Annotated in this window: 8 protein-coding genes; 4 read left to right on the plus strand and 4 right to left on the minus strand. The window is 74.3% G+C overall.

Features of this window, described 5'->3' with window-relative positions; genetic code table 11:
* Positions 1-79 precede the first annotated feature (79 nt).
* Genes ACYVLT_RS07355 through ACYVLT_RS07370 form a run of 4 tightly spaced genes read left to right on the plus strand, consistent with a single transcriptional unit; the run spans position 80 to position 9,528 of the window.
* Positions 80-2,053, plus strand: coding sequence for a CHAT domain-containing protein (locus ACYVLT_RS07355; protein ID WP_461119358.1), 1,974 nt, complete (start codon positions 80-82; stop codon positions 2,051-2,053).
* Positions 2,050-7,215 (plus strand): AAA family ATPase, encoded by a 5,166-nt coding sequence (locus tag ACYVLT_RS07360; RefSeq protein ID WP_461119359.1) that lies wholly within the window; start codon positions 2,050-2,052, stop codon positions 7,213-7,215. Before ACYVLT_RS07355 ends, ACYVLT_RS07360 begins: the two co-directional genes overlap by 4 nt.
* Positions 7,212-8,567, plus strand: a complete 1,356-nt coding sequence (locus ACYVLT_RS07365) for a M48 family metalloprotease (RefSeq protein ID WP_461119360.1) — start codon at positions 7,212-7,214, stop codon at positions 8,565-8,567. The genes ACYVLT_RS07360 and ACYVLT_RS07365 overlap by 4 nt, the downstream gene beginning before the upstream one ends.
* The gene (locus tag ACYVLT_RS07370; protein WP_461119361.1) at positions 8,551-9,528 is read left to right on the plus strand and encodes a S1 family peptidase; all 978 of its coding nucleotides are present in this window, start codon (positions 8,551-8,553) and stop codon (positions 9,526-9,528) included. The genes ACYVLT_RS07365 and ACYVLT_RS07370 overlap by 17 nt, the downstream gene beginning before the upstream one ends.
* Before the next feature lie 12 nt (positions 9,529-9,540).
* On the opposite strand, the gene ACYVLT_RS07375 is transcribed toward ACYVLT_RS07370, so the two are convergent.
* The 4 genes from ACYVLT_RS07375 to ACYVLT_RS07390 all read right to left on the minus strand — a co-directional run bounded on the left by ACYVLT_RS07375 (position 9,541) and on the right by ACYVLT_RS07390 (position 14,309).
* Positions 9,541-10,701 carry a hypothetical protein gene (locus ACYVLT_RS07375; protein WP_461119362.1) on the minus strand — a complete coding sequence of 387 codons (1,161 nt, stop codon included), beginning with the start codon at positions 10,699-10,701 and terminating at the stop codon, positions 9,541-9,543.
* Between the two features lie 99 nt (positions 10,702-10,800).
* Positions 10,801-11,553, minus strand: coding sequence for an SGNH/GDSL hydrolase family protein (locus ACYVLT_RS07380; RefSeq protein ID WP_461119363.1), 753 nt, complete (start codon positions 11,551-11,553; stop codon positions 10,801-10,803).
* 66 nt (positions 11,554-11,619) lie between these two features.
* Positions 11,620-12,837, minus strand: a complete 1,218-nt coding sequence (locus ACYVLT_RS07385; RefSeq protein WP_461119364.1) for a glycoside hydrolase family 3 N-terminal domain-containing protein — start codon at positions 12,835-12,837, stop codon at positions 11,620-11,622.
* Between the two features lie 269 nt (positions 12,838-13,106).
* Complete coding sequence (locus tag ACYVLT_RS07390; protein WP_461119365.1) at positions 13,107-14,309, minus strand: hypothetical protein; 1,203 nt, start codon at positions 14,307-14,309, stop codon at positions 13,107-13,109.
* Positions 14,310-14,361: the final 52 nt, after the last annotated feature.

Raw genomic sequence — 14,361 nt, forward strand, 5'->3', positions numbered from 1 at the left:
CCCACCTGGCGGGCAGGCGACTTCAGGGATAGACGGCCGGCCGGGAGGTGCCGTGTCCGGAACGAGTGGGTGAACCCATGTGGACGCGTTGATCGAAATCACGCGGAGCGGCCAGGGGGCCGACTACCGGGTCGACCTCTACGTCGGTGACGACGGGGTGTGGCCGCCCGAGCCGACGGCCTCCGACACCGTCGCGGCCGACCTGGGGGCCGGGGCGCTGCCCGCGGCGTTGGCCGGGGCCGCGGTCCCGGAGGCGGTCGTCGGTTTCCTGCACCAGAACCCGGAGTCGCAGACCTTTGCCCAGGTCGGGCTGCACCTCGGCGGGCTGCTGCTGCCGCCGAACGTGCGGGAGCACTGGTCGCGTGCCGGGGTGAAGCGGACGTTCCTGAGCGTGGAACCCGGGTTGCGCCGCCTGCCGTGGGAGGCGGCCAGGGCCGCGCACGCGTTGTTCCTCGACTCCGAGCACCCGTTCACCAGGGTGCACGAGCGCGCGGTGCGCGACGACCCGGTCGCCGACTCGCTGCCGATCCGGGTGCTGGTCGTGCGCGGCGACGACGATGACGACATCGGCGCCCGCGACGAGATCCGGGAGATCAAGAGGGTGGTCGGCGGCGCGCCGGGCCGGATCGAGGCGGAGTTCCTGTCCCGGCCGACCGAAGCGGACCTCAAAGCGGCCTACAAGCGGGTCATGCCGCACGTGCTCCACTTCATCGGGCACGGCACGCGCAAGGCGAGCACCAAGGAACCGGCGCTGCGGATCGTCCCGCCCGGTCGTGAGGCCTGGTTGCTCACCGCGACCTACATCGCGGACCTGCTCAGCCGTCCCGCGCCGCGCCTGGCCATCCTCAACGCCTGCCGCTCCGGTGAGACCGCGGACGCGGTCGCGCTGACCGACGTGTTCCTGCAGAGCGGCGCCGGTGCGGTCGTCGGCATGCAGAGCGACATCCGCGGCACGGCGGCGGCCCTGTTCGGCGGCTCGCTGTACCGGAGCCTGCTGGACAACGAGCCGGTCGACCGCGCCGTCGCGACGGCCCGCGAGGCCGTGTACACGGCCGGCGTGAACGACGGCGCCCGGGACTGGATCCTGCCGAGCCTGACGTTGCGGGTCCGTCCCGACGACGTGCTCCCGGACCTGTCCGCGACCGGTGCGCGGGCGGCCCGCATCGAGCAGCAGTTCGAGAAGGAGGTCGGCGCGTTCGTCAACCGCGTGCACGAGCGCCACACGCTCCTCAAGGGCGTCGACCCGGGCGCGGGCGAGCCGCTCGAACCGCTGCTGCTCGTGGTCGGCGAGTCGCAGGTGGGCAAGACGCGGCTGCTGAACTGGCTGCGGCGGCGGTGCGCGGTGCGCGGGCGGCGGGTGAAGTACGTCAGCTTCGACCGCCCCAACCCGCTGGACGTGCGTGGTCCGGGCGACCGCCCGACCCGGTTCGACTTCCTGGAGGTGCTGTACGCGATCCGGGACGTGGCGGAGGACCTGCCGAACCCGCCGGAGGGCGTGGCCGGCGCGTTCGACCGGTTCAACCACGACGTCGTGCACCTGGCCGAGGGCAGGCTCCCGCCGGACCCGCCCGTGCCGACGCCGGAACCGACGAGGTGGCCGCGGCTGACCGGCGGCACGTCGCACCACGTCGCGGCGACGTTCGAGTCCTTCCGGGCGTGCCTGGGCCGTGCCGCGCAACCCGAGCCGCTGCTGCTGGTCTTCGACCACGTCGGGAACGTGCTGGACTCGGCGTTCCGGCAACAGCTCTACGACCACCTCATCCGGCACGTCGCCGACGGCGAGCTGCCCAACCTGAGCCTCGTGGTCGTGATGACGAACGAGCAGGTCGCCACGCACTGGCCCGAACGCGGCGGCGGCAAGCGCGTCGACCTGGACTGCATCGAGGCCGAGGAGTTCCCCGCGCTGGCCGAGGACGTGGTGCTGGCGGTGGGCCGCGCGATCGGGCAGCGGCACGTGCAGCTGATCGAGGCCATCGGCGAGGGCGTCGCCACCGGCAAGTGGAGCCCGGCCGTCCTCGGCGACCTGGAGAACCTCGTGAGGCGGATGCGATGACCCACCTCGACGCCGAGCTGTTGCGCCGGCTGGCCAAGGGCGACTCGCTGGAGGACGTCCTCGCCGCCCTGCAACCCGCGCCGCAGGCCGACGTGCTGCGGCGGTGCGCCACCGTCCGCGCGTTCGACCGGGAGCTGTACGAGAAGGTGCTCGTCTCCGACGTCGAGGGCGCGCCGTCGTTCGACGAGGTCGTCACCGCGCCGGAGGTCGAGCCGATCCCGGGCGCGCCGGGCGGGTACCGGCTGCGGCCCGGCGCGAAGTCCCGCTACTGGAACGGCTGGTGGCCCGACGGGACCGACCCGCGCGCCGTGCCCGACGACCTGCGTGCGGTGACCACCCGCCTGGCGCGGCACTACCGCGCCGCGCACAAGCACGTGGACCTGCTCGAACAGCTGGTGCTCATCGACCACCGCGCCGCCGCCGAGCTGTTCGTCCGGCTGTACGCGAAGGCCGACCACCGGCACGACCTGTCGCTGTGCCAGGAACTGCTCGACGTGCTCAGCGCCGAGGACCGGGCGCGGCTGATCGGACCCGAGCTGATCGCGTTGCGCCACGACCGGGCCGCCTACCTGCGCACCAGGGGCCTGTGGTCCACCGAGTACCTCCAGTCCGCCACGTTCCTGGAGACGGCCGGCACGAAGGCCACCTACCAGCGGCTGGTCCGGGGCGACGGGCCGCGGATCGTGGTGCTGCACGGCCCGTCGGGGCGCGGCAAGACCACGGAGCTGCGCTGGCTGGTGTCACGGGTGCTGGTGCCGGGCCGCGTCCCGTGCGCGCTGGGCGACTTCGACGTGCTCGACCCGGTCAACGTCGCGCGTTACCCGTGGCTGCTGCTGGTGGAGGCGGCGGCGCAGCTGGACCAGCAGCTGGCCGCCGCGCCGTTCACCGAGTTCCTGGAGCGGTACGCGTGGACCGGCCTGCTGTCGCGCCGCGAGGTCGCCGACCCGAGCCGGGTGGCCGCCGCCAGCAGGCGCCTGGGCGACCGGCACGAGCAACTCGGCGCGAGCGTGACCCGCGACTTCGTGCGGACCCTCGACGAGGCGACCGCGGGCGGCCCCGCCGTGATGGTGCTCGACGCGCTGGACAAGGTGCACGCGAACCGGCCGCGGGAGGAGCTCGACGGCCTGCTGCGGCAGCTGCTCCGGCTGCACCACGACTGCGCGGCGGTGCGGTTCGTGCTGGCCGGGCGCTACCCGGTCGAGATCGGGGCCGGACCGGCCGTGGTGGAACGGCGCCTGGCCCCGTTCAAGCACGCCGACGCCCTCCGCTACCTGGGCGCCCTGCGCGGCATCAAGCGGCTCGACCTGCGACAGGCGATCGTGGACAAGGCGGGCGGTGAGCCGGTGGTGCTGGCCCGCCTGGCCGACCTCGTGCAGCAGCGGCCCGACATCACCCCGGCGGAGATCAGGGAGCACCAGGCCGACCTGACCGCCCTCGTCCTCCAGGTGCTGCGGCCGATCGCCGACCCGGGGCTGCGGTGGCTGCTGCGCTACGGGATGGTGCCGCGGACGCTGAGCCTGGACTTCGTCCACGCCGTGCTCGAACCGCACCTGCGCGCGGCCACGTCCGGTGACGTCGACCTGGACGACCCGAGCGAGGACATGCTGCCCGGCGACGCGTCCGAGCCCCTGTTCCCGACCTGCGTGGACATCGACGTCGACGCGCTGTGGGCGCGGCTGAAGGGGTACGCGGGCACCACGTCGTGGGTCGTGCCGGTGGCGGGCGAACCGGACTCGCTGCGGTTCGGTGGCACGGTGGTCGAGCCGATGCGCCGGCTGATCCGCCGCCACCGCGTGCACGACCTGCTGCACGCGGACGCGGTGGCCTTCTTCGAGCGCAAGGCGGACGCCGACCCCGACCGGTGGGACCGGTGGACGCGGGAGGCGGTCTACCACCGGTTCCGGCTGGTCGGGCCCGCGGCGGTGGACTACTGGCGCGCCGCCCTGGACGAGGTCGAGCTCGGCGAGGCGCACCGGCGTGCGGCGCTGGCCGAGGAGGTGCTGGGGCCGGACTACGTCGACGCCGACGGCGAACCGCGCCGGTGGCACGGGCACACGCCGATCGTCACCCGGGAAACGGTGGTGGAGGCGCGCTACGAGCTGGCCGCAGCGCTCACGCAGATGGCCAGGGTGGGCGACGTCGAGGCGGCGGACCAGCTGTGGAGCCGGGCGGAGGAGAACTTCGCCGCCGTCGTGCAGGACCGGGACGGCCCCGGTGCGGAGGTCGTGCCCGACTGGCGCCTGGCGTACGTGCGCGCCGCGCTCGCGGTGAAGTCCGGTGACACGTCCACCGCCGAGCAGGAGCTGAAGCGGGCGTTGCCGCAGGCCGCGGGCACCAAGGACGACGTCCGGCTGCGCATCCTGCTCGGCGACGTGCTGATGCTCGTGGGCGACCGGCAGGCCCCCGACGAGTACCGCCGTGCGGCGGAGGCGGCCGTGCGGGTGGGCGCGCGCCGGTGGGAGCCGCCGATCCGGCTGCGGATCGTGCGGGCGTACCGGCACTTCGGTCGCCTGCGCGAAGCGGTGCGCGAGTTGACCGCCGCCCGGCGCGGCGCGCCGCTGAACGCCGAGCAGCAGCGCCGGTCCGGTCTGCTCGCGGTCGAGCTGGGCCTGGGCGTCAACCGGCTGGCGTGGGCCGCCTACCACGCACGACGGGTGGCCGCGCACGACGGCGACTGGGAGGGGCAAGCCGCCGGGGCGAGGGTCGCGCTGGCCGCGCGCGAACCGCTGCTCGCGCTCGACCTGGCGCACCGCGCCGAGCGCGCCGCCCGGGGCACGACCGACCCGGCCGCCGCGCCCGGGACCGCGCTGACGCGTGAGCTGGCCGGGCTCGCCGAGGGCATGGTCGCGCACCACGGCAAAGCCCTGCACGCGCTGGAAACCGCGCGGTCCCGGTGGCACCGCGAAGGCGACCGCTCGGCCGTCGCGCGCTGCCACGCGCACTCCGCGCTGCTGCTCATGCGCGAGATCGGCAACCTCACCCTGGCCGAGCACCACCTGGCCGCGGCCGCCGACCTGACCACACCGGGCAGCGACGCGTGGTGCCGGGTCGAGCTGGCCCGCGTGGAGCTGCTCGGCCTGGCCGCACGGCCGCACGAGGCGTGGGACGCGGTCTCCGCCGTGATCGGCGAGCTGCACGGGCGGTCGCGCCCGCCGCACCTGGTGGCGCGGGCCGCGGTGGAGGGGCTCGCGATCGGCCTGCCGGACGGTTTCCGTTGGTTGACAGGCGAACTGGTGGGCCGGCTGGGCGAGATCACCCCGGCGTCCGCGCGGGTGGTGGTGCTGGCCGAGCTCGGCCGGGTGCCCGATCCGCACGACGACGCCGCACGCGACACCTGGCGGCAGGTCCTGCCGCTGGTGGACACGTCGGCGGAACGGATGCGCGCGGCGGACCGGGCCCTGCTTGACCTGACGCTCGCGGAGCTCGACCGGCTGACCGGCAACCCGGTGGCGGCGCGGCGCAAGCTGGCCGCGGCGCACCCCGGCGGCACGTTCCTCTTGAGGGAGTGGGCGCGGGCCGCGGACCGGCTGGGCGTCGGTCACCGTCCCGCCCGGGACGACGTCGAAGCGTTCCTGTCCCGGTTCACGGCGCACCCGATGCTGTGCGCGGCCTTCCTGGTGGAACGCGCGGAGGCGTTCATCGGGCTGGACGACCTGACCGAGGCGGACGCGTCGCTGCGCCGGGCGGCTCCGCTGCTCGACGCCGCGGGGGAGCGGGAGACCCAGTGGCACGCCCGGCTGCACTACGCCGACAGCGTGGTCGCCGAGCGGTCGAGCCGGGAACCGGAACCGGAGCTGGTCCGCGCGGGCGCGGCCTTCGCGGCGCTGGGCGACACCCGGCGCGCGGCCGTCGCCGCCCGGTTCACCAGGGGTCGGACCGGCACCACGTTGAAGCGGTCGCGCGGGCGCATCCGGCTGACCGCCGCGGGCCGTGACCTGGTCGTGCAGACCTCCATCCCACCCGACGGGGAGACGACCGCCCACCACGACGGCGCCCTGGCCGACGCACGGCCCGGCCCCCTCGCCGAGCGGCTGCGGGCCGACTGGCGGGCGACGTGCGCGTGGCTCGGGTCGCTGGTGCTGCCGGCCGACGCGCTCCGGGCGCTGGACTCGCCGCACGCGAGCGCGTTCGACCTCCGGTGCGACGTCGAGGACCGCGCGCTCGGCGCGGTGCCGTGGGAGCTGGCGCTGCGGCCGGACGTGCGGCGACCGGTCGTGCTCGACCCGGCGGTCGCCACGTTCTACCGGGCCGTCTCGCGGGAGGCCGCGTACCGCGACGAGATCAGGTTCGCCCAGGTCGGCCTCAACCGGGTGCTCGGCGCGGACCTGGCGGCCGACGGCGACCTCGGCCCGCACACGCGGGACGCGGTGCTGCGGTACCAGGACGCCCGCGGGCTCACCCGGGACGCCGACCTCGACGTCGACCTGCTGGACCGGTTGCAGCGCGAGCTCGCCGAACCCGCCGCGCCGTTGGTGGTCCTGGCCCAGCCGAGCGGGTCGTTGCAGATCAACTCGACCCGGGGGCACCTCGGCTCGGGGGTCGACCTGGCGCGGATGTACCGCAGGCACGGCTTCGCCGTGGAGTCGGTCGACAACCCGACGCTGGACCGGCTGGCCGGCGCGGTCGACCGTGCGGTCCACAGCGGACGGACACCGGCGGTGGTGCACCTGGCGGGCGGGCTGCGCGAGTCCGGTGGCGGCGTCGCGCTCACCTTCCTCGCCGGTGGCTGGGCGAAGGAGGCCTTCAGCGCCACCCCCACCGCCGAGGAGATCCCGGTGACGGCGCTCAACCGGGTCCTCGCGGCCGTGCCGCGCGAGGAGTTCCGGCCGCTCGTGGTGCTCGACGTGAACCGCCCGTGGGGCGCGGGGGACGCGATCTCCTACCTGCTGCTGCGCAACGCGTTCGCGGGCGACCTGTTCGCCCTGGGCCGCTGCGCCGGCGTGCTGGGCACGGGCCTGGCCGGCGACGACGGGTACGAGCTGTGCGACGCCATGATCGGGTCGATCGCGGCCGGCCGCACGCTCGGCGAGGTGGCCACCGGCCTGCGCTCGCCCGCGCACGGTGCGACCGGACTGGACCGGGTGTTGCCGTCCGCCGGTGTCGCCCTGCACACGCACCTGCCGTGGCTGCGGCTGGTGCCCGGATCGGGAGGACGGCCATGACCAGCGTCGACCGCAAGGTCGCCGAGCTGCGGCACAAGCTCGCGGGCATCGACGCGGACTTCGCCCGCTGGCGCGACGAGACCGAACCGGGCCGGACCCTGCGCAAGCACCGGACGCAGGTCGTCCGGCTCACCGACCGGCTGGGCGGGGTGGTCGAGCGGATCGGCGCGGAGCTGGACGCCGTCGCGAGCGGCGGCGACGACGTGCTGCGGGAGTGCCGCCGGCTCCAGCTGCGGATGCTCGAAGTGCACCGGCTGTGGGACTTCTACCGCTCGAAGCTGAACCTGCGGTACGTGGACTGGTACCGGCCGTTCCTCACCGCCGTGGACGAGTTCGCCTGGCTCTGCTACGCGCCCGCGGCGGCCGGCAGCGACCGGGAGGCGCCGCTGGTGCACCTGAGCGGGGAGTTCAGCCCGTTCACGCACCTGCGGGAGACGCCGTTCGCGGTCGAGGACGTCCCGGACGCCCTGGACACCACCGACTTCCTCGGCGTGGTCACCAGGCTGCCTATCCCGATCATCGGCCTGCCCTGGTACCAGCTCGTGCACCTGCCCGACGCGGCGGTGATCGCGCACGAGGTCGGCCACGCGGTGGAGCGCGACTTCGGGTTGCTCGGGACGGTGCGCGCGCTGACCCGGCCGGCGTTCACCACCATGCCCGAAGCCAGGCGCGACGCCTGGGACACGTGGCTGCCCGAGGTCTTCGCCGACCTGTACGCGGTGCTCGCCGCCGGTCCGGCGTTCGTGTCGGCGCTGGCCGACCTGCTCGTCGTGGAACCGGCGCGGATGGTGGCGGAGGTCGCCGCCGGGGCGCCGGTGCTGGTCCACCCGCCTGCTCCGGTCCGGCTCGCGCTGACCGCGACGGCCCTGGCGGCGACGGGGTTCACCGCGGCGGCGGACGAGGTGCGGCGATCGTGGCCGACGGCCTGCGGGCCGTACGAGGCCGACATCGCACCCATGACGACCGCGCTGCTCGACGGCCGTTACCCGGGTCTTGGGGACCGCCCGCTGCGCGCGGTGATCTCCTTCACCGCCGACCAGCAGGCCAACGCCGTCACCGCCGCCGACGGGCTGGTGGACCACCAGCGGCCGGAGACCAGCGACGTCCGGTCCCTGGTCGCGGCCGCGCGCCTGGCGTTCGACCGGCAACCGGCCCTGTTCGCCCCGCCGCCGCCCGGCGAGGTCAACGCCCAGGACCTGATCCTCGACAAGGTCGCGAAGGCCGTCGGGGACGGCTCACGCGCCGACGAGGGCGGGCGGGCGCCCGCGGTGGACGACCGGGCCGCCGGCGCGGAGCTCTACGACCTGATGGACAAGATGATTTCGGAGGCGCACCATGACCACCACGACTGACCGACCGCAAGACCCCATGGCCGCCGTGGAGAACCTCGCCCGGATGATCGCGGGCGACGACGAACAGCGGTTCGTGCTGGTGTACCACGCTTTCGCCAACCAGGTGGACGGCTTCCTCACCGGTGACGGCGCCGAGAGCTACCGGCTGGCCCGCTCGCTGCTGCGCCGCGGCGTGTCGCCCCTGACGAGGTCGGCCGTCGGCGCGGGCGCGCAGGCGCCGACCGACAGCATCTACACCGACCCGGTGTACCTGGCCAACATGCGCGCCGTGGTCGCCGACCGCGCACGCATCATCGGCGGCGTGCCGACGTCGGACTTCCCGGACTGTGTCGCGGTCGGCAGCTCCGACGGGTGGTGCTGCTCGGGCACGCTCGTCTCGCCGAACGTCGTGGTCACCGCCGGGCACTGCGTGGACGGCGGTTGCGCGTCGCGCGTGTTCACCGGCAAGGACGTGAACTTCCCCCAGGACGGCGAGGTGATCGGCGTGCGGACCGCGTTCGCGCACCCCGACTACCGCCCGCCCCGGCCGACCGGCGACATCGCGGTCCTGGTGCTGGAACGCCCGGTTTCGGTGCCGCCGCGGCCGCTCGCCACCCGGGACCAGCTCGCGGACGCCGCGTTCGTGCGGCTCGCGGGCTACGGCAACACCGACGTGCACGGCACCAGCGGCTACGGGCGCAGGCGCATGGTCGACGTGCCGATCGCGAGCGACGACCCCCGCTACGGCGCGGACGCGGACACCGAGTTCGTGGCCGGTGCGCCGTTCCTCGACCGGGACAGCTGCAACGGCGACAGCGGCGGGCCCGCGTACGTGGGGTCGGGGCAGCAGTGGTTCCTCGCCGGTGCGACGTCCCGGGCCACGGCCTCCTCCCTGCGCCCGTGCGGCGACGGCGGGATCTACACCCGGGTGGCGTCCTACGAGGAGTGGCTGTGGTCCGTGCCCGGAGCCATGCGCCCCTGACCCTCGCCGACGTCAGTACGCGGCGGCGCGCACGGCGAACACCGAACGGCTGCCCGCGTACTCGGTCAGCGACCAGAGCTGCCCCTTGGCGGGCCAGTACGAGAGATCCTCCGGCCCGATCGGCAGCACGTCGTGGTGCATCACCACGGACCCGCCCGGCTTGAACGTGGCCAGGTCCCCGGTGTTGCCGCTGCCGTCGCTGGTGGACAGGTAGAACTTGCCGCCGACCGCGGTGGCGCCCTGCATGCTCTGCACGGACACCTCGTAGGCCTCGCTCGCGCGGGCGTAGCCGTCCGACGACGTGGTGAGCATCCGGGTGGTGTGGTCGATGGGGAAGCGGAACAACCGGCTGCCCGCGCCGGGGTTGGCGTACTCGCCCACGATGACGCTGTCCGGGGTGCTCGTGCGGTCCAGCGACGCGAACGAGAACCGGATGGGCGCGTGCCCGTTGGTGGTCGACTGGTTGTAGGCGAACACCTGCGGTGCCACGTACTTGTAGCCGTAGGCCTGGTAGCTGCCGTCGGACTGGCGGCCGATCGCAGAGCCGTCCGCGGTGCTGGTCTGCCATAGGTGCCGCAGGTCGAAGACCCGGAAGCCACTGCTCGTGGCGGCCACGTACAGCAGGTGGCCGTACCAGAACATGCCGCCCGCGTGCAGGTTGACCGGCCGGAACGACGCGTGGCCCGCGGTCGTGGTGTACGGCTCGACCAGCAGCACGTGGCGGTAGGTGGGGGCGGACGGGGTGGCGTAGTCGACGAACGAGACCCGGATGCCCCGGTCGATCCCGTCGGTGCCGTTGTCGTACCAGCTGACCAGGATCGCGGTCGAACCCTCGTAGGTCGCCTCGCCGTACGCGTCCGCGGTCGTCGTGATCCCCTGCGGCATCCAGTACATGACGTCGTCGTCCCCGCTGTTCCAGCAGAACGCGGCGAGCCGGTTGGCCGCGGCCGGCGAGCAGGAGGTGGCGGCCCGGTTGCCGTCGCCGACGACGTTCGGCACGCTCACGTTCGGCAGCGCCGCGTCCAGGTCGTCGATCAGACCGGAGTAGGCGGTGGCCTTGAGGCGGAAGTTCGACGCCGGCAACGTCGTCGCCGCCTGTGCGGGCAGCGCGGGGGCCACGGCCGCGACGAGCGCCGCGGCGATCCCGACGAGCACCATTCGGTACTTCTTCACCAGACCACCACCATTGTTGGTCGAGTACTGACGAACCGCCATCATGGCGGCACTCGTCGGTCGGGGCAACGGTCGGTGTCCGGTCGGCTACGGTCCGGGTCAGACGCGCGGGTTGGCGGCCACCGGGATCCAGTCGGGGTGCTTGCCGGTCGCGTCGTCACCGGACGAGATGCCGCGCAGGCGGCGGTTCACCCAGGGCAGCACGTGCTCGCGGTAGTAGCGGGCCTCGGCCAGCACGCTGCGGCGGGCGGCGGGGGTCGGGTCGACCGCGTGCGCCTCGGTGGTGTGGCCCAGCGCGTTGAGGACCAGGGACGCGACCCGCTGGTGGCCCGCGGCGTTGAGGTGCAGCCGGTCCGGTGACCAGTACTCGGCCCGGCGGACCTCCACGTCGTTGAACGCGTCGACGAACAGGATGTCGTGCCGCGCGGCCAGCTCGGCGATCGCCGCCGTCAGCACCTCGCCCCGGCGGTGGATCATGCGGCCGAACGGCAGCCGCTGCGCCGGGTTCGCCCCGCTGAGCAGCACCAACCGCACCCCGGCCGCCACGCACCGGCGAACCGCCCGTTCGGTCAGCTCGACCAGCCGCGCCAGGTCGACACCGGGGCGCATCATGTCGTTGCCGCCGCCGTTGAGCGTCACCATGGTGGGCGCGGGCGTCAGGGCGAGCGCCGTGTCGAGCTGGCCGGTCGCGATCGGTTCGAGCAGCCGTCCCCGGACCGCGAGGTTGGCGTAGTGCACGGTCTCACCGAGCCCGACGGCGAGTCCCGCCGCCACCAGGTCGGCCCACCCCCTGGGCGAGCCGTCGGGGAGCTCGTCGCCCACCCCTTCGGTGAAGCTGTCGCCGATGGCCACGTATCGCACTGCAGATGCCTCCCCAGCCGGAACCTCGACCCAGCATATGAGGCGCCGCGACGTGACTCAGCACACCTGCTTCGCGGCCAGCACGCGGTGGGCCGCCTCGTCGACGCGGGCCGCCGGCAGCGCGCCCGAGGCCACCGCGCCTTCGAGGTGGTCGAGCACCTCGCGGACCCGGCCGCCCGAGGACCACAACGCGATGTCGGCGCCCGCGGCCAAGGCCTGCGTGACCGCGTCGGGCAGGCCGACCCGGTCGGTCACCGCGCGCATCGCGCCCAGGTCGTCGGTCATCGCCGGACCGGTGAAGCCGAACTCGCCGCGCAGCAGCGCGTAGGCCGCCGGGCTCAGGGTCGCGGGCACGCCGCCGGTCAGGCCGGGCACGTCGATGTGCCCCAGCATCACCACGACGTCGCCGAACCGGGCCAGGTGCCGGTACGGGACCAGGTCGGCACCCCGCAGCGCGTCGAGCGGGGGAGAGGTCACCGCGCCCAGGTGGGAGTCGCCGGTGGTGTTGCCGTGCCCCGGGAAGTGCTTGACCACCGGCGTGACGCCCGCGTCGTGCAGCCCTTCGGCGAACGCGAGCGCGTAGCCGAGGGCGGTGGCCGGGTCGGCGCTGAACGACCGGTCGCCGATGACCGTGCGGTCGGGCTGGCCGCTGGTGTCGAGCACCGGGGCCAGGTCGGTGGTGACGCCGCGGTCGCGCAGCGCGAGCCCCCGGTCCTGGGCCACGGCGCGGACCTCGTCCGGTGACATGGCGGCCGCCATCTGGCGGGCGCTGGGCAGTGAGCCGGCGAGCGCTTCGAGCCGCTGCACCCGGCCGCCTTCGTCGTCCACGGCGACGGTGAGGGGCAACGCGGCCGCGGCGTGCACGGGCGCCAGCGCGCCGGCGCTGAGCAGGCCGACGTCGTCGCCGCCGATGAAGATGCCGCCCACCTGCTCGCCCTGGACCGCGGTGAGGGCGTCGGCGGGCCCGCGCGGGTCGACGCCCACGACCAGCAGCTGGGCGAGCCTGGCCCGTAGCGGCAGGGCGGCGACGTCGTCCGCGCACGGGTCCGCGGCCGGTGCGGGTGGCTCGGCCGAGGCGGACGAGGGCGGTGCCGACGAGGTCTGCGCGGACGAGGACGGCGCCGGTGACGAGGACCGCAGCGCAGCGGGTTGGGTCGACCGGTCTCCGCCCGGCACCGACGTCACCACGGCGAACGAGGCGGCGACGAGGGCGCCGAGCGCGACGAAGAGCAGCAGCGTCGACGTGCCGGCTCTCCGGCGACCGGTGCGCTTCACTTCCGCCCGGTTCCGTCGTCCGACGCGTGCGCCAGGTGCACTGTGCTCACTCCCACGTCTTCACCCGATCGGCGACGAGTCGCCGTGAGCGGCGGTCACCGCCATCGTGCGGGTGTTCTCCGGCCACCGCAACCGCGGCGCAACCGAGGTCACGTTCACATTTCGCGTCCAGGGCATCGGGGACAGGATATCCGTTCCACGGAACGTGCGTGGACGACCACGTTTTGCGCAGCGTGATTGTCGATCACATTTCCATGATTTCCGCGATTTCACCGGTCGGGGCGCCACCACCGGCGTTTCCGGCGCGCGGTGCCGGTTCGGTGTGCGACGTCACCGGCCACCGGCGCGGCCAGTGCGTCCAGGGTGTCCGGGTGGTCCGCGCCCAGGCGCGCGGTGCGCTCGGACACCACCCGCCGGTGCAGGGCGGCCGCTGCGTCGTCGTGCCCGGTCAGGGCCAGTGCGCGGGCGAAGTTCAGCGCCAGCTCGTCCTCGCGGATGGCCGGCGGGTCGGTCGCGCGGGGCCGGTCGCGGTCGCCCGCCGCCCGCGCCCGGCCGGTCGCTTCGCCGCGTTCCACCAGGTCGAACACCCGTTGGCCGGCGGGCCTGCGGCACAGGTAGCCCGCCCGGAACGCGAGCCACCGGGCGCGGTCCATCGTCGGCAGCAGCGGCCGGATGTCGGCGGCGCATTGCGCGTCCGTCGGTTCGGTGAGCAGGACGATCCTGTTCTCGTGGTCGATCGGCGTGGCGTCGTCCAACATCGTGCCGACGAAGTTCGCCGGTGTCGCGCCGCCGGTCAGGATCGCTTTCGCGTGCGATGAGCCGAGCGTTTTTCCGATTCCGCACGCCAGGAAGAGGTCGGGCCACTTCTCCGGCGTGGCCAGCAGCCTTTCGACGCTGAAGTACTCCGCCGCCGGCGGGCCGTGCCAGAGGTGGTGGAACGCGGCGTGGTCCACGGGGGTGTCCGGTGCCCGGTGGACCGCGGGCGGCGGTTCGCCGGGCGCGGCGGCGGCCAGGCGGCCGACGGTCTCGGCCGAACCGATGAGCACTGGCGAGTTCTCGGGGAAGCGGATGAGCAGCGGGCGCTGCTGAGGTAATCGCAGGAGGCGTTGGGCACGGGGGACGACCGCGCCGTGCTGGTCCACCGTGACGAAGTCCTCGTGTCCCTCGCGGACCAGGTCGTCCAGGCGGACGCAGGCGAACCGCGGTCCGAGCGAGTGGGCCAGGTCCGCGGGCCGGCACCGCTGCCGCAGTCGCGTCGCGTCCGCGTCGGCCGGTCGTCCGGGTGGCTCGCGCCAGTCGACCCGGCCGGCCAGGAGCACCGCGCCGTCGCGGCCGACGAACAGCTCCACCAGCTCGCGGAACATCTCGAACGGGTGAGTGGCGCCGCTGCGCGCGGTGATCTCGACGAGCGAGGCGGGTCCGCCGGACAAGGCCGTTTCGCGCCGGCGCAAGGCGAAACCGGAATCGCTCATCGGGGCATGCTAGCCGGCCGGGCCGACCCGGCCGCGCCGGCTCGACGGTTCG

It is taken from the genome of Saccharothrix stipae, assembly GCF_054781895.1.

What these genes read in the sequence shown, in the direction of transcription:
- ACYVLT_RS07390 (WP_461119365.1), bottom strand. Translation starts at nt 14,309, where the DNA reads ATGAGCGATTCCGGTTTCGCCTTGCGCCGGCGCGAAACGGCCTTGTCC.
- ACYVLT_RS07360 (WP_461119359.1), top strand. Translation starts at nt 2,050, where the DNA reads ATGACCCACCTCGACGCCGAGCTGTTGCGCCGGCTGGCCAAGGGCGAC.
- ACYVLT_RS07365 (WP_461119360.1), top strand. Translation starts at nt 7,212, where the DNA reads ATGACCAGCGTCGACCGCAAGGTCGCCGAGCTGCGGCACAAGCTCGCG.
- ACYVLT_RS07370 (WP_461119361.1), top strand. Translation starts at nt 8,551, where the DNA reads ATGACCACCACGACTGACCGACCGCAAGACCCCATGGCCGCCGTGGAG.